At 63.1% G+C, this 18014-nt stretch carries 18 protein-coding genes; 5 read left to right on the plus strand and 13 right to left on the minus strand.

What is annotated here, in order from left to right; genetic code table 11:
* Positions 1–59: 59 nt before the first annotated feature.
* The 3 genes from IF690_RS21560 to IF690_RS21570 form a co-directional block, all read right to left on the minus strand.
* The gene (locus tag IF690_RS21560) at positions 60–1208 is read right to left on the minus strand and encodes a TDT family transporter (RefSeq protein ID WP_202697303.1); all 1149 of its coding nucleotides are present in this window, start codon (positions 1206–1208) and stop codon (positions 60–62) included.
* 108 nt (positions 1209–1316) lie between these two features.
* A complete protein-coding gene (locus IF690_RS21565) occupies positions 1317–1628 on the minus strand; it encodes a cupin domain-containing protein (protein WP_202697304.1) in 312 nt (103 codons plus the stop codon).
* 95 nt (positions 1629–1723) lie between these two features.
* A complete protein-coding gene (locus IF690_RS21570; RefSeq protein ID WP_202697305.1) occupies positions 1724–2929 on the minus strand; it encodes an MFS transporter in 1206 nt (401 codons plus the stop codon).
* Positions 2930–3020: 91 nt separating this feature from the next.
* Here IF690_RS21570 and IF690_RS21575 point away from each other — a divergent pair, with 91 nt between their 5' ends.
* A complete protein-coding gene (locus tag IF690_RS21575) occupies positions 3021–3566 on the plus strand; it encodes a TetR/AcrR family transcriptional regulator (RefSeq protein WP_202697306.1) in 546 nt (181 codons plus the stop codon).
* Between the two features lie 200 nt (positions 3567–3766).
* Positions 3767–7237, plus strand: a complete 3471-nt coding sequence (locus IF690_RS21580) for a hybrid sensor histidine kinase/response regulator (RefSeq protein WP_202697307.1) — start codon at positions 3767–3769, stop codon at positions 7235–7237.
* Between the two features lie 110 nt (positions 7238–7347).
* On the opposite strand, the gene IF690_RS21585 is transcribed toward IF690_RS21580, so the two are convergent.
* The gene (locus IF690_RS21585) at positions 7348–8715 is read right to left on the minus strand and encodes a DNA recombination protein RmuC (protein WP_202701668.1); all 1368 of its coding nucleotides are present in this window, start codon (positions 8713–8715) and stop codon (positions 7348–7350) included.
* A gap of 181 nt (positions 8716–8896) precedes the next feature.
* Positions 8897–9220 (minus strand): SEL1-like repeat protein, encoded by a 324-nt coding sequence (locus IF690_RS21590; protein WP_202697308.1) that lies wholly within the window; start codon positions 9218–9220, stop codon positions 8897–8899.
* Between the two features lie 940 nt (positions 9221–10160).
* Here IF690_RS21590 and IF690_RS21595 point away from each other — a divergent pair.
* The 3 genes from IF690_RS21595 to IF690_RS21605 all read left to right on the plus strand — a co-directional run bounded on the left by IF690_RS21595 (position 10161) and on the right by IF690_RS21605 (position 12570).
* A complete protein-coding gene (locus IF690_RS21595) occupies positions 10161–10385 on the plus strand; it encodes a hypothetical protein (RefSeq protein ID WP_007927809.1) in 225 nt (74 codons plus the stop codon).
* Positions 10386–10659: 274 nt separating this feature from the next.
* The gene (locus IF690_RS21600) at positions 10660–11142 is read left to right on the plus strand and encodes a hypothetical protein (RefSeq protein WP_202697309.1); all 483 of its coding nucleotides are present in this window, start codon (positions 10660–10662) and stop codon (positions 11140–11142) included.
* A gap of 144 nt (positions 11143–11286) precedes the next feature.
* Positions 11287–12570 (plus strand): OmpP1/FadL family transporter, encoded by a 1284-nt coding sequence (locus IF690_RS21605; RefSeq protein WP_202697310.1) that lies wholly within the window; start codon positions 11287–11289, stop codon positions 12568–12570.
* Positions 12571–12643: 73 nt separating this feature from the next.
* Here IF690_RS21605 and IF690_RS21610 read toward each other — a convergent pair whose 3' ends face one another.
* From IF690_RS21610 to cobU, 8 genes are all read right to left on the minus strand, one after another.
* Complete coding sequence (locus tag IF690_RS21610) at positions 12644–13195, minus strand: glutathione peroxidase (protein ID WP_202697311.1); 552 nt, start codon at positions 13193–13195, stop codon at positions 12644–12646.
* A 69-nt stretch (positions 13196–13264) separates the two neighbouring features.
* A complete protein-coding gene (locus IF690_RS29155) occupies positions 13265–13387 on the minus strand; it encodes a hypothetical protein (RefSeq protein ID WP_286673832.1) in 123 nt (40 codons plus the stop codon).
* Complete coding sequence (locus IF690_RS21615; protein ID WP_502710153.1) at positions 13384–14586, minus strand: MFS transporter; 1203 nt, start codon at positions 14584–14586, stop codon at positions 13384–13386. The genes IF690_RS29155 and IF690_RS21615 overlap by 4 nt, the downstream gene beginning before the upstream one ends.
* A 51-nt stretch (positions 14587–14637) precedes the next feature.
* The gene (locus tag IF690_RS21620; RefSeq protein WP_202697312.1) at positions 14638–15042 is read right to left on the minus strand and encodes a MarR family winged helix-turn-helix transcriptional regulator; all 405 of its coding nucleotides are present in this window, start codon (positions 15040–15042) and stop codon (positions 14638–14640) included.
* An 81-nt stretch (positions 15043–15123) separates the two neighbouring features.
* A complete protein-coding gene (locus IF690_RS21625) occupies positions 15124–15855 on the minus strand; it encodes an adenosylcobinamide-GDP ribazoletransferase (protein WP_202697313.1) in 732 nt (243 codons plus the stop codon).
* Positions 15856–15857: 2 nt separating this feature from the next.
* Entirely contained in the window at positions 15858–16433 is a 576-nt protein-coding gene (gene cobC / locus IF690_RS21630; RefSeq protein ID WP_202697314.1) for an alpha-ribazole phosphatase family protein, read from the minus strand.
* Positions 16430–17485 carry a nicotinate-nucleotide--dimethylbenzimidazole phosphoribosyltransferase gene (cobT, locus tag IF690_RS21635; RefSeq protein ID WP_202697315.1) on the minus strand — a complete coding sequence of 352 codons (1056 nt, stop codon included), beginning with the start codon at positions 17483–17485 and terminating at the stop codon, positions 16430–16432. The genes cobC and cobT overlap by 4 nt, the downstream gene beginning before the upstream one ends.
* The gene (gene cobU, locus IF690_RS21640; RefSeq protein WP_202697316.1) at positions 17482–18003 is read right to left on the minus strand and encodes a bifunctional adenosylcobinamide kinase/adenosylcobinamide-phosphate guanylyltransferase; all 522 of its coding nucleotides are present in this window, start codon (positions 18001–18003) and stop codon (positions 17482–17484) included. Before cobU ends, cobT begins: the two co-directional genes overlap by 4 nt.
* Positions 18004–18014: the final 11 nt, after the last annotated feature.

Below are 18014 nucleotides of genomic sequence, written 5' to 3' on the forward strand. Positions count from 1 at the left end.
TGCTGTTATTGGATTATCGATTTTCGCTCCAGGCCACAACCTTACCTAAAGTTCGCGGATTATTTCGCTAATCCTGCGATGCAAGGCGAAACGAACAACTCACCCCGATAGGCGCCCTGTAGCGTGCGCTTGCCGACCAGCAGCCACATCAGTGCCAGCGCCAGGACCAACAGGCTGCCGAACACCGCGAAAAACGTCAGGTTCAGGGTGCTGGCCAGTTTCAAGGTGGCCAGGGCATAGACCCCCAGCGGGAAGGTGAACCCCCACCAGCCGAGGTTGAACGGAATGCCGTCGCGCAGGTAACGCAGGGTGATCAGCAGCGCCATCAGCATCCACCACAGGCCGAAACCCCACAGGGTGATACCGGCCACCAGCCCCAGGCCCTCGGCGATTTCGCCCACTCCAGCCATGCCGTTGGCGGCAAAGATCGCCGGAGCGTCCGCGCCCAGCAGCAACATGCCCAAGGCCCCCGTGCCGATCGGCCCCAGGGCCAGCCAGCTCGAGGCAGCCATGCTTTCATGAGGCAACTTATGCAGGGCCATGCGCAGCAGGAGAATGGTCAGGATGCTGAAAGCCACCGGCAGCGAGAACGCCCAGAGCACGTAGCTGGTCACCAGCATCACCAGTTGCGAATGCGCGTCCACCAGGTGCGGCGCCAGCAGTCCGCCACTGGCGGCGGCGACTTCGGCTGCGACCACTGGCAGCAGCCAGACCGCGGTCATCTGGTCGATACGGTGCTCCTGGCGGGTGAACATCATGTAGGGAATCAGCACCCCGCAAGCCAGCGACAGCGCCACGTCCAGCCACCACAGCAGCTCGGCCAACTGCACCACGCCCTCGCCCCAGCGCGGTACGCCGAACAGCAGGAAACCGTTGATGATGGTGGCCAGGCCCATGGGGATGGTGCCGAAGAACATAGAGACCGTGGAATGCCCGAAAATCCGCCGGGCTTCGTCGAAGAACATTACCCAGCGTGCCGCATAGACCGCACTGAACACCACGAACAGCACGATGGTGAACAGCCACAGCCCCTCGGCCAGCAGGTGCAAGCCCGGGATCCGCAGCGGCAACTGGGCCAGCGCCAGGGCCAGTACGCCGGTGCCCATGGTCGCGGCGAACCAGTTGGGAGTGAATTGGCGGATGGCTTCGCGAGGATGCTGCAGCTGGCTCAAGGGCCGTCCGGTTCTGAGGGTGTTGGGGCATGTCATGGTGCGATCTCCTGTCCTCCGATGAGGTGGAGCCCATGGTAGAACCGGATCGAATATCTATATAACGGGTAATTTCTCTATCTATTATCTATTTCATAAATATACGAGTCAGACACTGCCTGCGGTTTCCACCACCAGCACCCGCGCCGTGCCTTGCGGGTGGGCCACATGCTCGGTGCCGACATCGGCGTAGAAGATATCGCCCACCTCCAGCAGCACCGACTGCTCCAGGCCGTTTTCCCGATAGTGCATGCGCACTTGGCCATCGAGCACGACAAACACTTCCTGCCCGTCGTTGGTGTGCCACTTATAAGGCTGATCGGTCCAATGCAGGCGCGTGGTGATGCCATTCATGCTGGCGATGTCCAGCGCCGCCCAGGCCCGCTCCCCGGTGAAGGTTTTACTGCGAATGATCTTCATCGATGCCTGCCTCTCCCAGGGTTGGTGCACGCACCCTGCGCGCAGCCAGTGAGCAGGCTAACCCAAGCCGGCGCCTGGATCAGCCACCAACGCGCTCAACCTTCCTGTGCGACGCAAGCCTTGGCGCTTCGCTGACGCAGCAGCCCCAGCAAGGCGGCCAGGGACAGCAGGATCAATACCGCGCCATAACCATCGGTGGTCGCGACCAGGCCAAGGCTGCGCGTCAGGTTTCCCGCCAGCAGGGACGGCAGGCAGAACGCCAGATAACTCAGGACATAAAACGCCGACATCAACCCCGCTCGCTCATGGGGCAAAGCCAGGGGCACCACACTGCGCAGGGCGCCGAGGAACCCGGAGCCAAAACCACCGCCCGTGACCAGGGTGCCGAGAAAGAACAGCGGCAGGCTGGCGGTGTGCACGGCAATGAGGACCAGGCCGATGCCGACCGCCAGCAGGCTCGCGCCCAGCCGTAGCACCTTGTCCGCCGGACGATGGCGCAGGGAAACAATCATCAGGGCGCCGCTCAGGGTCAGCACCGCCACCAGGCCACCACCGATCAGGTTCGAGGTCGAGCCCGTCGCGGTGCGCACCAGCGATGGCGCCAACGACAGAAAAAACCCGCCCACGGCCCACACCGCCACATCCACCGGCAACGCCAGCCACAGCGCTCGCCGCGCCTGGGGCGGTACATGCAGGGTGGGCCGCAGGGAGGCCCAGACACCGGGCTGGACACTGACGGTCTCCGGCAGGCGCCAGACGTACAGCGCCTGGGCGACAAACAGCACCAGCAGCAACCAGTAGGCCAGTTGCAACGGCAACGGCGCATATTCCACCAGCAGGCCGCTGCCCATCGCCCCGCACGCCATGCCCAGCAAGGGCGCCACGCTGTTGACCAGCGGCCCCTGCTGCCGGTCGGTATCCAGCAGCGCCGCACCCAACACGCTGGTGGCCATGCCGGTAGCGAAGCCCTGCATCACCCGGGCAGCAATCAACCAGGCCACGCTGTCGGCCTGGATGAATAGCAGCATCGCCAGTATGTCCAGCAGCAGCGCCACGAAGATCACCGGCTTGCGCCCCAGATAATCCGAAAGCGAACCCACGGTCAGCAGCGCCGCCAACAGGCTCAAGGCGTAGACGCCGAAGATCAGGGTCAAGGTCGCTGGGGAGAATTGCAGCGCCTCCTGATACAGGTGATACATCGGTGTCGGCACACTGGAAGCGGCGAGAAAACTGAGTAAGGTGATCGCCAGAAACAGCAGTCTGGAACGGTTTGACAGTGAAGAGTCGACAATACTGGACATGGGCACGCTCCATTAAAGCTAATTTTTTGCTTTTGCGGAGTGTGCTACCGCCTCGCTCTTAAAGCAAATTCTTTGTGTTAAGGTTCGACCCATGGCTATTAAAGAAGGTTTACGCCCAGGCGGACGCAGCGCCCGGGTACAGGAATCCATCCACTCGGCAGTCCGTGAACTCCTCGAAGAGCAGGAGCGCTCGACCCTGACCGTGCCGCAAATCGCCGTCCGCGCCGGCGTCACGCCTTCGACCATCTATCGGCGCTGGGGCGACCTGTCGGCGCTGCTGGCGGATGTCGCCCTGGAACGCCTGCGTCCGGACGGCGAACCGGCCGCCACCGGCAGCCTGCGCGGCGACCTGCGGGCCTGGGCCGAGCAGTACCTCGACGAAATGAGTTCCGAACCCGGGCGCACCATGATGCGCGACGTGCAATGCAGCAGCACGCCCGGCTATTGCGTGAGCATTCTCAGCGGGCAATTGCAGATCATCCTCGACCGCCACCGGCACAGTGAAGCAGCCCTGCCGAGCGTCGATCGGCTGTTGAACATGCTGGTGGCGCCAACGGTGTTCCGCATCCTGTTCGCCGCGGAACCGCTTGAGGTGCAGGAACTGCATGAACTGATCGACATTGCGCTGCGGCCTTGAGGCCGCTCTCGCGCCCACTTGCTCCGTGCTGCCTTGCATAGGCTCGTGCCGACTCGCGATAAAACCTGACAGGCAGCCCTCTTCCCCCTGCGACGCCTGGCCGCGCCAATACCTTGGTCGACACTGACGAACCCCGAACATCGTGCGAGACTGTCTGACCGGGCTGAAGCGCCCGGTGTGCCTTTATGTTCGGAGTTTCCATGTCGCTGTCCAGCGGGCTGATCGCCATCGTCGCCCTGGCCTATATGGCCATCATGTTTGCCATCGCCTTTTACGGTGACCGTCGCAGCGCCCCCTTGCCGCCGCGGGTGCGAGCCTGGGTGTACAGCCTGTCGCTGGCGGTGTATTGCACCAGCTGGACCTTCTTCGGCGCCGTCGGCCAGGCCGCCGAGCAACTCTGGTCGTTCTTGCCGATCTACCTGGGGCCGATCCTGCTGCTGGTGCTGGCGCCCTGGGTCCTGCAAAAGATGGTGATGATCAGCAAGCAGGAAAACATCACCTCCATCGCCGACTTCATCGCCGCGCGCTACGGCAAGTCCCAGTCGCTGGCGGTGGTGGTGGCGCTGATCTGCCTGGTCGGCGTGCTTCCCTATATCGCCCTGCAGCTCAAGGGCATCGTGCTCGGCGTGGACCTGCTGATCGGCGCCGGCGCCGACACCATGGGCACCCGCGCCCAGGACACGGCGCTGATCGTGTCGCTGATCCTGGCGCTGTTCACCATCGTCTTCGGTACCCGCAACCTCGACGCCACCGAGCACCACCGCGGCATGGTGCTAGCGATTGCCTTCGAATCCCTGGTCAAGCTGCTGGCCTTTCTCGCGGTCGGCGCCTTTGTCACCTATGGCCTGTACGATGGTTTCGACGACCTGTTCAGCCAGGCCATGCTCGCCCCGCGCCTGGAACAGTACTGGGAAGAGACCATCAACTGGCCGTCGATGGTGGTGCAGACCGGCGTCGCCATGATGGCGATCATCTGCCTGCCGCGGCAGTTCCACGTCACAGTGGTGGAGAACATCGAGCCCCAGGACCTGCGCTTGGCCAAGTGGGTGTTTCCCGCCTACCTGGCCCTGGCCGCGCTGTTCGTGGTGCCGATCGCCCTGGCCGGGCAGATGCTGCTGCCCAGCTCGGTGCTACCGGATTCGTTCGTCATCAGCCTGCCCCTGGCCCAGGCCCATCCGGCCCTGGCCGTGCTGGCCTTCATCGGCGGTGCGTCGGCCGCCACCGGCATGGTGATCGTCGCCAGCGTGGCGCTGTCGACCATGGTCTCCAACGACATGCTGCTGCCCTGGCTGCTACGCCGGCAGAGTGCCGAGCGGCCCTTCGAAGTGTTCCGCCACTGGATGCTCTCGGTGCGCCGGGTCAGCATCGTGGTCATCCTGCTGCTGGCCTATGTCAGCTACCGCCTGCTGGGCTCCACCGCGAGCCTGGCGACCATCGGCCAGATCGCCTTCGCCGCCGTGACCCAGCTGGCCCCGGCCATGCTCGGGGCGCTGTACTGGAAACAGGCCAACCGCCGCGGCGTGTTCGCCGGTCTGGCGGCCGGCACCTTCCTGTGGTTCTACACCCTGGTCCTGCCCATCGCCGCCCACAGCCTGGGCTGGTCGCTGAGCAGCTTTCCAGGCCTGGCCTGGCTGCACGGCAACCCACTGAACCTGCCGATCACGCCCTTGACCCAGGGGGTGGTGCTGTCGCTGGCCGGTAACTTCATCCTGTTCGCCTGGGTCTCGGTGCTGTCGAGGACCCGGGTTTCGGAGCACTGGCAGGCCGGACGCTTCATCGGCCAGGAAATCAGCGGCCGCCCCAGCTCCCGCTCGATGCTATCGGTGCAGATCGACGACCTGCTCAAGCTCGCCGCGCGTTTTGTCGGGGAAGAACGGGCCCGCCAGAGCTTCATCCGCTTTGCCTACCGCCAGGGCAAAGGTTTCAACCCCAACCAGAACGCCGACGGCGAATGGATCGCCCACACCGAACGCCTGCTGGCCGGCGTACTCGGCGCGTCGTCCACCCGCGCGGTGGTCAAGGCCGCCATCGAAGGGCGGGAGATGCAGCTCGAAGATGTGGTGCGCATCGCCGACGAAGCCTCCGAGGTGCTGCAGTTCAACCGCGCCCTGCTGCAAGGGGCGATCGAGAACATCAGCCAGGGCATCAGCGTGGTCGACCAGTCCCTCAGGCTGGTGGCCTGGAACCGTCGCTACCTGGAACTGTTCAACTACCCGGACGGACTGATCAGCGTCGGCCGGCCGATCGCCGACATCATCCGCCACAATGCCGAGCGCGGCCTGTGCGGGCCGGGCGAGGCCGAAGTGCATGTCGCCCGCCGCCTGCACTGGATGCGCCAGGGCCGCGCCCACACTTCCGAGCGGCTGTTCCCCAATGGCCGGGTGATCGAGTTGATCGGCAACCCGATGCCCGGCGGCGGCTTTGTCATGAGCTTCACCGACATCACCCCGTTCCGCGAAGCCGAACAGGCCCTCACCGAAGCCAATGAAGGCCTGGAACAACGGGTTGCCGAACGGACCCAAGAACTGTCGCAGTTGAACGCCGCACTGACCGAGGCCAAGGGCACCGCCGAGGCCGCCAACCAGTCCAAGACACGCTTCCTGGCGGCGGTCAGTCACGACCTGATGCAACCGCTGAACGCCGCACGGCTGTTCTCCGCCGCCCTCTCCCATCAGGACGACGGTTTGTCCGCCGAAGCCCAGCAATTGGTCCAGCACCTGGACAGCTCCCTGCGCTCTGCCGAAGACCTGATCAGCGACTTGCTGGATATCTCCCGCCTGGAAAACGGCAAGATCAATCCGGAGCGCAAGCCGTTCGTGCTCAACGAGCTGTTCGATACCCTGGGGGCCGAATTCAAGGTCCTGGCCCAGGAGCAAGGCTTGAAGTTCCGCCTGCGCGGCAGCCACCTCAGGGTCGACAGCGACATCAAGCTTCTGCGCCGGGTCCTGCAGAACTTCCTGACCAATGCCTTCCGTTACGCCAAGGGACCTGTGCTCTTGGGCGCGCGCCGCCGTGGCAATCAACTGTGCCTGGAGGTCTGGGACCGCGGGCCGGGGATTCCGCTGGACAAACAGCAGGTGATCTTCGAAGAGTTCAAGCGCCTCGACAGCCACCAGACCCGCGCCGAGAAAGGCCTGGGCCTCGGGCTGGCGATCGCCGATGGCTTGTGCCGCGTCCTTGGCCATGGCCTGCAGGTACGCTCCTGGCCGGGCAAGGGCAGTGTATTCAGCGTCAGCGTGCCTTTGGCCAAGGCGGCCGCCAGCGCACCGGGACAAGTGGCCGAACTCAACGGCCATCTGCTGTCTGGCGCCCAGGTACTCTGTGTCGACAATGAAGACAGCATCCTGATCGGCATGAACAGCCTGCTCAGTCGCTGGGGCTGCCAGGTCTGGACCGCGCGCAACCGGGAAGAATGCGCCGCGCTGCTCAGTGATGGCGTGCGCCCGCAACTGGCGCTGGTGGACTATCACCTGGACGATGGCGAAACCGGCACCGAGGTCATGGCCTGGCTGCGCACCCAGCTGGGTGATCCGGTACCTGGCGTGGTAATCAGCGCCGACGGGCGCCCCGAGATGGTCGCCGAGGTACACGCCGCGGGGCTGGACTACCTGGCCAAGCCGGTGAAGCCAGCGGCACTGCGGGCGCTGCTGAGTCGGCATCTGCCGCTCTGAGAGTCCTGTAGCCGATGCCGCAGGCTGCGATAAGGCCGCAGGCCTTCAGCGATATTGAACACGCCGCGCCCCCTCCGGGGCCGATCGCAGCCTGCGGCAGCGGCTACAGCTCAATCCGGCAATTCGAGCAACGCGCCGTCGGCATCGGTCATCGCTCGCTCCAGCAGGTCCGCCGGCAGGCTCTTGCTGGCACGCGCGCCGAGCAAGCGCAGTTGCTCGCTGCGGCTGACCAGGTTGCCACGCCCCTCGGTCAGCTTGTTGCGCGCGGCGCTGTAGGCCTTGTCCAATTGCTGCAGACGATTGCCGACCTCATCCAGATCCTGAATGAACAACACGAACTTGTCGTACAGCCAACCGGCGCGTTCAGCGATTTCCCGGGCGTTCTGACTCTGTCGCTCCTGCTTCCACAGGCTGTCGATCACTCGCAGTGTGGCCAGCAGGGTGGTCGGGCTGACGATCACGATGTTGCGGTCGAAGGCTTCCTGGAACAGATTGGGCTCGGCCTGCAAGGCGGCGGAAAAGGCCGCCTCGATAGGTACGAAGAGCAAGACGAAATCCAGGCTGTGCAAGCCTTCCAGGCGTTTGTAGTCCTTGCCGGCCAGGCCTTTGACGTGATTGCGCAAGGACAGCACGTGCTGTTTCAGTGCCGCCTGGCCGATCACGTCATCGTCCGCCGCGACAAACTGTTGGTAGGCGGTCAGGCTGACCTTGGAGTCCACGACCACCTGCTTGTCGCCGGGCAGCATGATCAGCACGTCGGGCTGGAAGCGCTCGCCGTCGGGCCCCTTGAGGCTGACCTGGGTCTGGTACTCGCGGCCCTTCTCCAGGCCGGCATGCTCAAGCACCCGTTCCAAAATCAGTTCGCCCCAATTGCCCTGGGTCTTCTGGCCCTTGAGCGCACGTGTCAGGTTGGTCGCCTCGTCGCTCAAGCGCAGGTTCAACTGCTGCAGACGCTCGAGTTCCTTGCCGAGGGAAAAACGCTCGCGCGCTTCGGCCTGATAACTCTCTTCGACCCGCTTCTCGAAGGATTGGATGCGCTCCTTGAGCGGGTCGAGCAATTGTCCGAGGCGCTGCTGGCTGTTCTCGGCAAACCGCTGTTCACGCTCGTCGAAGATCTTGCCCGCCAGCTCGGCGAACTGCACCCGCAGCTCATCTCGCGAGCCTTGCAGGTCGCTCAGGCGTTGCTGGTGGCTTTCCTGCTGCTCGCGCAGCTCGGCATTCAATGACGCGGCCTGGGCGTCCAGGCGCCGCAGCTCGGCTTCCTTGTTGGCCCGTTCAAGGTTCCAGGCGTGGGCCGCGTCACGGGCATTGTCGCGTTCGATCTGCAATAACTCGACTTCCCGGCGCACCGCCGCCAGGTCGGCCTGCTTCACGGCATTGGCCTGGCCCAGGTCGCTGATCTCGTCGCGGCAGGCATCCAGTTGGGCATTCAAGCCATCCTGCGCCAGCAACGCAGTGGCCAGGCGCTCCTCCAGCAGGGACAGTTCGGTTTGGCGGGAGCTCAGACGGCGTTGCAGTTGCCAGGCGAGCGCCACCAAGGGCAATGCCGCGCCTGCCAGACCGAACAGTACGCTGGTCAAGTCCATAGCCATAGCCATAGCCACTCCAGACAGTGAAATAAAGCTTGAAGGTTAACCAAGGGACCGAGGGTTGGACAGCTCAGTCTTCGATCTGACCAAGCTCCAGTTGGGCACGACGATCGCCAGCCCGCGCCGCCTGGCGCAGCAGGTCATGGCCAATCCGCCGATCACGGGCGTTGCCGCACTCGCGGCACATCAGCTGGCCAAGACGACTCTGCGCCACCACGACCCCTTCCCGGGCAGGCTGCTTGAGCAAATGACCGGCAAAGTGCTTGACGTTCCGGTGTTCTCCCAGCCGCGGGCTGTCGAGCAGCCACATGGCCACGCGCAACGAAAAACGCTTGGGTTCGGTAACACTGGAAGAGGCAGAGGTAACAGAAGGTGACACTGAGCGAAACTTCATAAAGCACTGTAGGGCAGATCTGAAGGCGCGCCACTCTACTCCTTTTTTCGCACGCGTAAAGTCGAAAAAACTCGGCACGCCCGTGCTAGAGCAAGCGCTTGGGACAATCCACAGAAGCTGTGGATAACTCAGTGGACAACCGCCCTACAAGTCTCCGAAAGCCGCATGGGACGGGGCCCGCAGTCAAACTGACGATTTTTTCACCAGCAAAAAAAACCGATGTTTTTCATTGACTTAAATTTTCATCGCAGGCATTGGAGGGCCCGGCAGGTGAGGTGACAGAGCGGTGACAGCCCGCGCAACTATTGTGCACAAGTACCCTCGATCCAGTTATATCGATGCACCTTTTTCGCTCGTTCATGGAAGAACAGCATCGAAGACGAAAGATTTCAGTAACAGCTTCTGCCCAACGGCGGTGGAAAGCCCAGCCTGCCTCGTTCATGGCCTCACCCCTGTAACGCTCATAACCATTTTGCCTAACACACTTGCACCGGCCACATCAATCCGTTATCATCAACAGCGTTAGTACCAAGCTGAAAGTCAATTCTGGTCGAACAAGTCCCCCGGTTCAGCTTCCCTGAAGAGAAGCTTCTACCGACTACACGGGATCGACCACCTCGCTGGTTTCCAGGTAAAGCTTTCGCCGACACCGCCTTTGAACACATTGCAAAGGATGTCACGAAGCCCTTTTACTCTGACCGAACCAACCTGCAAATTGATCAGGATCTTCACCTGGGGCCCAGAACCTTAACCCCCGCTGTGATTGCCTGCCCTCCTAAGTACCTACCTGCCAGCCCTAGCGCGCACTTGATAAAGCGCTTCCAACTGGCTGCTTTGTTCCAGTCGGGTTCTTCGTTCGACCAATGGTGGTCGGCGTTACTGGAACGTTTTAACGTTGCACGGTTCTTAACCGTGTCATTTGTAGGAACACCCAATAACGATGTCTACTCAAATCCAGACTCAGGATGCCATTCGCACCCTCACCAATGCTTTTGCTCCAATGAACTGCCTGATCATGGCCGCTCGCAAAGGCTGCTTCAGCTTCACCCTGGTCAACGAACACGGTATCGCTCGTCACAGCGAACGCCTGTACCCCGACCAGTATTCCAGCGCCGAGCCGCTGCAAGCGGTGATCGAGCGCACTCGTCAGGCCCTGACTGCCTAAGACGCCAGAGCGCTGAAAACCCAAAGCCCCGCCTGAATAGCGGGGCTTTTTATTGCCTGTTATTTCGGTTTTTCCGCCTTCGGCTAAAGCACCATCCGATATAACGGTTATAACTCGAAGCTGGAAATATTTTAAAAACAGTCCTTTACGGCAACGATATGACACTACACTTCAACTCAAGCGGCATGATCCGCTTCCGGCGAGTCTGACCGATCCACCGCTGCCAAGCTCCCCCATCAGGCCTCGCCGGCCACTTTCACGCTTCGAGGGCTCTATGGGTATTGCCGCCAGCGAACTGTGCCGCTACGTGATTCGCCCGACCCTGATCTATCTGGGCAACCACAGTCGCACCGCAGAATCACTGCTGCTAGGCATCGCCGCCAGTCAATCCGCCCTTGGCTCCGCCCTGCACGACCGCAGGGGCCACGGCCTCTATCGCATCGCCGAACCCCGCCACCAGGCACTCTGGGACCACTACCTGGCGCTGGACCCGGAGCGTGCCAGCCTGGTTCGCGGCCTGGCCAGCCAGCACGCCTTCCTCAGCGGCCCGCACCTGGAATTGACCGTCAACCTGCGCTACGCCACCGCCATCGCCTGGCTACTGGTGGAAGAGCAGAATACCCCGCTCCCCGAGGCCGACGACCTGGTTGGCATGGCTCGCATCTGGAAGCAGATCTTCCAGCCACAAGGACGTTTGCGGGATTTCGCCGATGCCTGGCAAACCTGTGTTGCCCCCCTGAATCAGATCGCCTGCTGATCGGACCTTTTCAAGATTGCGCAAACTACGGCGATTTTGGTCTGATTGTCCTACAAAACCGCTCTATCTCAAGCCATACAGCCTATAGCGCTAAGGAGGAAATGTTGGTAATTTCCGCTCCGGTGATCACCAGGAGTTCTAATAATGAAAAAAGTAATACTCAAAACCAGTCTTAGCCTTGCCGTTGCCATGGCATCTACCCAACTTTTCGCAAGTGGCTTTGCCCTGAACGAACAAAGCATCAGCGGCATGGGTACTGGTTTTGCCGGTCGATCCTCTGCTGCGGACGATGCAAGCACAGTTTTTGGCAACCCTGCCGGTATGTCGCGCCTGAAACGCCAGCAAATCACTGGCGGCGTCGCGGCCATTGATGCATCCACCGACATCAACGACGCCAGCGGCAGCCGTAGCGGCACCAACAAAGGCGACATGGTGCCCTTAACCGCCGTGCCAATGGGCTTCTACGTCAAGCCTATCGACGATCAGTGGGCCTTCGGCCTGGGTGTCTACGCCCCGTTCGGCCTGATCACCGACTACGAAAGCGGCTTCCAGGGCCGTAACTTCGGCAGCAAAAGCGAAGTTAAAGTCATCACCTTCCAGCCAACCGTCAGCTACGCCTTCAATGACAAGGTGTCGATCGGTTTCGGCCCGACCATCAACCGTATTTCCGGCACCCTGGAATCGGCACTGACCACGCCACTGTCGCCTAACGATGGCAATGTCCAGATCAAGGGCGACGACGTTGGCTACGGCTACAACATCGGCGTGCTGGTCCAGGCGACCGACACCACCCGCGTGGGCCTGACCTACCACTCGAAGGTCAAGTACAAGCTGGAAGGCCACACCGAAGTCAGCCCAGGCGCCGGCACTCCAAGCGCTCTGCTGCGTGGCGCTCGCTACGATGCCTCGCTGGACATCACCACCCCTGAATCGGCCGACCTGTCGGTGACCCAGGACCTCAACGATGCCTGGAAACTCTACGCCGGTGCGACCTGGACCCGCTGGAGCCGCCTGAAAGACATCACCGTGCAAAACGAAGGCGTAACAGCCAGCGCTGGCGGTCTGCTGGCCCCGGGTGCGCTCAGCACCGTCAAGGAAGAGCAGAACTGGCACGACACCTGGGCCTACGCCATCGGTACTTCCTACCAGTTGAACAAGCAGTGGGTATTGCGTACCGGCCTGAGCTTCGACCAGTCGCCGGCCAACAACACCAACCGTTCGCCGCGCATTCCTACCGGAGACCGGACCATCTTCAGCCTCGGCGCCGGCTGGAGCCCAACCGAAGACCTGACCATCGACGTGGCCTATTCCTACCTCAAGGAAGAGAAAGTCAAGATCAACAATCACAATACGCTCGGCCAGTCTTACAGCTCCGAGTACGAAAACAGCGCAAACGGCTTCGGCGTGGGTGCAACCTACCGCTTCTAAAGCCTGACGGCACGAACGAAAAAGCCCGCGCATCCAGGGATGCGCGGGCTTTTTTATTGGTTGCGGATAACACTCAAGGCCTGGATGCCAGCGCCTGTTCCACTGCCTCGATCAGTTCCGGACTGTCCGGTTTGGTCAAACTGGAGAAATTGGCGATCACCTTGCCCTGGCGATCGACCACATACTTGTAGAAGTTCCACTTCGGCGCACTGCTCTGCTCGGCCAGCACCTTGAACAGGTGCACCGCGTCCGGGCCCCGGACCTGCTGCGGCTCGGTCATGGTGAAGGTGACGCCATAGTTCACATAGCAGACCTTGGCCGTTTCCGCGCCATCCTTGGACTCCTGCTTGAAGTCATTGGACGGCACGCCTACCACTTCCAGCCCCTGGTCCTTGTAACGCTGGTACAACGCCTCGAGCCCCTTGAACTGTGGGGCGAAACCGCAAAAGCTCGCGGTATTGACCACCACCAGCGGCTTGCCGGCAAAGCGTTGGCACAGGTCGATGGATTCCTTGGCCCGCAGCTTGGGCAGCGAGCCCTGCAGCAGCGACGGACATTCGTCCGCCCAGGTCGAACCGACAAACGCCATGAGTACAGCTGGAACAGCAAGCCAGCGCGCCAACATATTCAGCTCCTTGAAAGTACCGTCAGAGGGTGAAGCTACTCGCCTGGCGGATGCCCTAGCAAGCGCTTCCTAGCAGACGCCCATGCCCAACTGCATCAGCGCCAGCCCACCCTGGTGCCAGCCCCACCAGGCCAATACCAGCAAGGCGATAACAGCCGTCAGGCCAATCCAGCACAGGCCTGTCCGGCTCATGCCGCGCTTGCCTGCAAACGGGCGACCGGACGCTCGCGCACCGGCCAGTTCAGGGCCGCAGCCAGCAGACTGAGGAGAATCGCCACCTGCCAGATCAAGTCATAACTCCCGGTTCGATCGTAGACCACCCCGCCGAGCCAGCCCCCGAGGAACGAGCCCAACTGGTGAAACAGAAACACGATGCCGCCCAGCATGGACAGGTTGCGCACCCCGAACAAGGTCGCCACCGTGCCATTGGTCAGCGGCACCGTCGACAGCCACAGGAAGCCCATGGCCATGCCGAACAGATACGCGCTGGCTTGCGTCACCGGCAGCCAGAGGAACAGGCCGATGACCACCGCGCGCAACAGGTACAGGCCAGTCAACAAGCGCGGTTTGGACATGCGTCCACCCAGCCAGCCGGCGGTGTAGGTCCCGAAGATATTGAACAGGCCGATCAGCGCCAGCACCGTGGTGCCCACCGTGGCCGGCAAGTGCTGGTCCACCAGGTAAGCCGGCAAATGCACACCGATGAATACCACCTGGAAACCACAGACGAAAAAGCCGAACGCCAGCAGCCAGAACCCGGAGTGTGAGCAGGCTTCACGCAAGGCCTCGGAGAGGCTCTGTTCATGGCCCAGGCTGGGCAGCGGCTTGTCCTTGAGCATGCTCACCAGCGGCACGATCAAGGCCACCAGCAACCCCAGCACCAACAGCGCTGACGACCAGCCGAGCCAGCCGATCAAGCCCAGGGTGCCCGGCAGCATGGCGAACTGACCGAACGAACCGGCCGCGCTGGCGATCCCCATGCCCATGCTGCGTTTTTCCACCGGCAGTGCGCGCCCCACCACACCGAGAATCACCGAGAACGAGGTCCCCGAAAGGCCGATGCCGATCAGCAACCCGGCGCTCAACGACAGCGACAGTGGCGAGTCGGCCAACCCCATGAACAGCAGGCCCACGGCGTACAGCACGCCGCCGATCACCACCACCCTGGCCGCGCCGAAGCGGTCCGCCAGGGCCCCAGTGAAGGGCTGGGCCAGGCCCCAGATCAGGTTCTGCAAGGCAATGGCAAAGGCAAACACCTCGCGCCCCCAGCCGAACTCGGCGCTCATGGGCGGCAGAAACAACCCGAAGCCGTGCCTTACCCCCAGGGACAAGGCCAGGATCAGCGCACTCCCGAGAAGAACCCAACCGCTGGTACGCCACATCGAAGTCATTTTATTCTCCATTTTCGGGTATATACCCGCTTATCATCGAACGAACAGCGCTCACGACAGTTCGTTCAGCAAGGCCAGCAAGGTTTCGCGTTTTTCTGCACCCAGACGATCGATCAAGCGCTGTTGCGCCGCTTCCCAGGCCGGCAAGGCCGCCAGCAGTCGCTGCTGGCCCTCCTCGGTCAGCTGGACGATGCGATTGCGTTGATCCTCACCCTCGGACAATCGAACCAGCCCCTCGCCTTCCAGCACCCGCAGGTTGCGGCCCAGGGTGCTGCGATCCAGGCCCATGGCCTCGGCCAGGCTGGAAATGCTCGGCTGGTCCAGGCGCTGCAGGTTGCTCAGCAAGGAATACTGGGCAACGTTAATCCCGAAGCCGTCGAGAGCGCCGTCGTAGAACCTGCTGACGCCACGGGCGGCGCGACGCAGGTTGATGCACAAACATTGAGAAGGAAGCATGGTGCGTGTATATACCCGCGATTAATGGAATGCAAGAAATTTGCAAAGCCCAGGGCGCGGATAAACCCGCACCCCACCTTTCTAGAACAACGCCACCCCCACCAGGACCGCCATCTCCAGCAGCTCCAGCAGAGCGCCCGCCGTATCTCCGGTGGTACCGCCCAGACGACGCAGCATCAGCTGCCGCAAGCCGGCAAACACCACGCCCGCCAGCAGCAACGCCAGCACCGCGCTATAACCGCCGAGCACTACACACGCCAGCGCAGCAAGCCCCAACACCCACTTTCCGGCCAGGCGCGGCAGGTGATTCGCCAGCGCCTGCCCAAGGCCGCCAGGGCGCACATAAGGCGTACAGAGGAACAGCCCGAGCAAGGCGCCGCGACCGATCAGCGGCGCGAGCAGCAAGGCGACACCGGCCTGCTGCTCGATCAGCGCCACCAGCGCGGCGAACTTAAGCAGCAACACCAGCCCCAGGGTGACTACGGCGATCGGCCCGCTGCGCGGGTCCTTCATGATCGTCAGCGTACGCTCACGGTCGCCGAAGCCACCCAGCCAGGCGTCCGCACTGTCGGCCAGCCCGTCCAGATGCAAGGCACCACTGAGCAGCACCCAGACCGTCAGCAACAACGCCCCATGCAGCAACAGCGGCGCCCCCATCAGCCACTGGTTCAGCCCCCACAGCAGCAGCCCGAACAGCAGGCCGATCAGCGGATAGAACAGCAACGAGCGACCCATTTCCTCGGGCGACGGCATGCCCGGCAAACGCACCGGAAAACTGCTGAGAAATTGCAGGGCGATCCAGAATGGCAGCACGCTCAGACTCCTTCGCTCAACACCAGGCCAGCCTTGACAGTCAGGGCGAACAAGGCACCGTGAGCAACCTCGACATTCAGCAACTGCGCTCGCGGCAAACCACGGGCCCGGGCCAGCAACAGCCGCATCACTCCGCCATGGCTGACCAGCAGCACCCGCTCACCGGCATGACGCTGGTGCAGACGCTCGACCGCTCCCAGCACCCGCGCTGAAAACGCCAGCACCGGCTCGCCCTGCGGCGGAGTAAAGGCATAAGGATCGGCCCAGAACCGCCCCAGCGCCTCGGCGTCGGTCGCCATCAGCGCAGCGGCACTCTGCCCTTCCCAGGCGCCGAAATGCAGCTCCTGCAGATCCGGGTCCAGGGTCACCGGCAGCGCCAGGCGCGCCCCCAGTTCCTCGGCGAAACGCGCGCAGCGTTGTAAGGGCGAACTCACCAGCCGATCCCAGGGCCCCTGGCCTATGACAGCAGCACGCATCTGCTGCCAGCCGGCGTCGGTCAGGGCATCGTCGAGGCTGCCGCGCAGGCCACCACCGAGTTCGGTTTCGCCATGGCGCAGCAGGTCCAGGCGCAAGGTCATGCCGGGCGATCCGCCACGGCCGCCTCGGCGAAAGTCGCCATCTGCCCGTGCAGGTCGCAGGCCAGGCGCAGCAATGGCACCGCCAGTGCCGCGCCGCTGCCCTCGCCCAGGCGCAGGCCGAGGTCCAGCAAAGGTTCGGCCTCGAGGGTTTGCAGGATATGCCGATGCCCCGGCTCGGCCCCACGGTGACTGAACAGCAACCACCGCCGGCACTCGGGATTCAACCGCACCGCCACCAGCGCCGCCACGCTGCAAATGAAGCCGTCGACCAGCACCGCAACGCCTTCCTGGGCACAGGCCAGGTACGCTCCCGCCAAGGCAGCCATTTCGAAACCGCCAAGGTTGAACAAGGTCTGCAAGGCATCGCCACGCTGGGGCGCATGCAGGCTCAAGGCGCGCTCGATCACCCGCGCCTTGTGGCTGACACCCGCTGCATCCAGGCCGGTGCCCGGACCCGCGAGGTGCGCTACCGGAATGTCCAGCAAGGCACAGGCCACGGCGCTGGCCGCGGTGGTGTTGCCGATGCCCATCTCGCCACCGATAAACAACTCGCTACCCTGCTCGACAGCCCGCAGCACACTGTCACGTCCAGCCTGCAGGGCCTGTTCGCCCTGGGCCCGGGTCATGGCCGGCCCCAGGGCGAAGTTGCGGGTGCCCGCCCCCAGGTGCAAATGGCGCACGCCAGGCAGGTTCAAGCCGGGCGTCACCGTGCCGAGGTCAACCACCTCCAGGCGTGCCCGCAGCTGCCGCGCCAGCACGCTGATGGCCGCGCCGCCGGTGACGAAGTTGTGCAGCATCTGCCCGGTGACTTCCTGCGGGTAAGCCGAAACGCCCTCGGCCACCACCCCGTGGTCGCCGGCGAAAATCGCGATCCACAGCTGCTCCAGGCCAGGCTTGACCCGCCCCTGCAAGCCGGCCAGCTGTACCGCTACCCGCTCCAGTTGCCCCAGCGAACCCGCGGGCTTGGTCAATTGCTGCTGGCGCGACCGCGCCGCCTCCAGGGCTTGAGTGTCGAGCGCCTTGCACGGCCGCAGCCACCAGAAGTCATTCATAACGCAGTTCCTTTCAGGGTCAGGGGCAGGCCGGCCACCGTCAGCACTACCCGCTGACAACGCTCGGCCAGGGCTTGATGCAACCAACCGGCTTCATCGACATAACGGCGAGTCAATTCGCCCAGCGGCACGACACCCATTCCGGTCTCGTTGCTGACAAAAATGATTTCGCCCGGCAGCGACGCCAGGCACTGCAACAGCGCTTCGCGCTCACTGGCGAGCCGCCGGGCATCCTCCAGCAGCAACAGGTTGGTCAGCCACAGGGTCAGGCAGTCCACCAGCAGGCAACGTTCGGCGCTCGCCGCTTCACGCAGCACCCGTGCCAGCTCCAGGGGTTCCTCGATCAATGCCCATTCGGTCGGACGCCGTTCGCGGTGATGCTCGATGCGCTGGTTCATTTCGCCGTCCAGCGCCTGGCTGGTAGCGATATAGGTCACGGCCAGGCCGCTCTCGCCGGCGAGCTTTTCAGCCAGGCGGCTCTTGCCGGAGCGGGCGCCGCCGAGGATCAGTTGCAACATGCTTGGAAACC

Origin of the sequence: Pseudomonas sp. SK3(2021) (assembly GCF_016772375.1) — a bacterium.
GTDB classification, from domain to species: domain Bacteria; phylum Pseudomonadota; class Gammaproteobacteria; order Pseudomonadales; family Pseudomonadaceae; genus Aquipseudomonas; species Aquipseudomonas chlororaphis_I.

Coding starts and splice junctions, on each gene's coding strand:
- IF690_RS21560 (WP_202697303.1), bottom strand. CDS start 1,208: ATGACATGCCCCAACACCCTCAGAACCGGACGGCCCTTGAGCCAGCTG.
- IF690_RS21565 (WP_202697304.1), bottom strand. CDS start 1,628: ATGAAGATCATTCGCAGTAAAACCTTCACCGGGGAGCGGGCCTGGGCG.
- IF690_RS21570 (WP_202697305.1), bottom strand. CDS start 2,929: ATGTCCAGTATTGTCGACTCTTCACTGTCAAACCGTTCCAGACTGCTG.
- IF690_RS21575 (WP_202697306.1), top strand. CDS start 3,021: ATGGCTATTAAAGAAGGTTTACGCCCAGGCGGACGCAGCGCCCGGGTA.
- IF690_RS21580 (WP_202697307.1), top strand. CDS start 3,767: ATGTCGCTGTCCAGCGGGCTGATCGCCATCGTCGCCCTGGCCTATATG.
- IF690_RS21590 (WP_202697308.1), bottom strand. CDS start 9,220: ATGAAGTTTCGCTCAGTGTCACCTTCTGTTACCTCTGCCTCTTCCAGT.
- IF690_RS21595 (WP_007927809.1), top strand. CDS start 10,161: ATGTCTACTCAAATCCAGACTCAGGATGCCATTCGCACCCTCACCAAT.
- IF690_RS21600 (WP_202697309.1), top strand. CDS start 10,660: ATGGGTATTGCCGCCAGCGAACTGTGCCGCTACGTGATTCGCCCGACC.
- IF690_RS21605 (WP_202697310.1), top strand. CDS start 11,287: ATGAAAAAAGTAATACTCAAAACCAGTCTTAGCCTTGCCGTTGCCATG.
- IF690_RS21610 (WP_202697311.1), bottom strand. CDS start 13,195: ATGTTGGCGCGCTGGCTTGCTGTTCCAGCTGTACTCATGGCGTTTGTC.
- IF690_RS29155 (WP_286673832.1), bottom strand. CDS start 13,387: ATGAGCCGGACAGGCCTGTGCTGGATTGGCCTGACGGCTGTTATCGCC.
- IF690_RS21615 (WP_502710153.1), bottom strand. CDS start 14,586: ATGACTTCGATGTGGCGTACCAGCGGTTGGGTTCTTCTCGGGAGTGCG.
- IF690_RS21620 (WP_202697312.1), bottom strand. CDS start 15,042: ATGCTTCCTTCTCAATGTTTGTGCATCAACCTGCGTCGCGCCGCCCGT.
- cobC (WP_202697314.1), bottom strand. CDS start 16,433: ATGACCTTGCGCCTGGACCTGCTGCGCCATGGCGAAACCGAACTCGGT.
- cobT (WP_202697315.1), bottom strand. CDS start 17,485: ATGAATGACTTCTGGTGGCTGCGGCCGTGCAAGGCGCTCGACACTCAA.
- cobU (WP_202697316.1), bottom strand. CDS start 18,003: ATGTTGCAACTGATCCTCGGCGGCGCCCGCTCCGGCAAGAGCCGCCTG.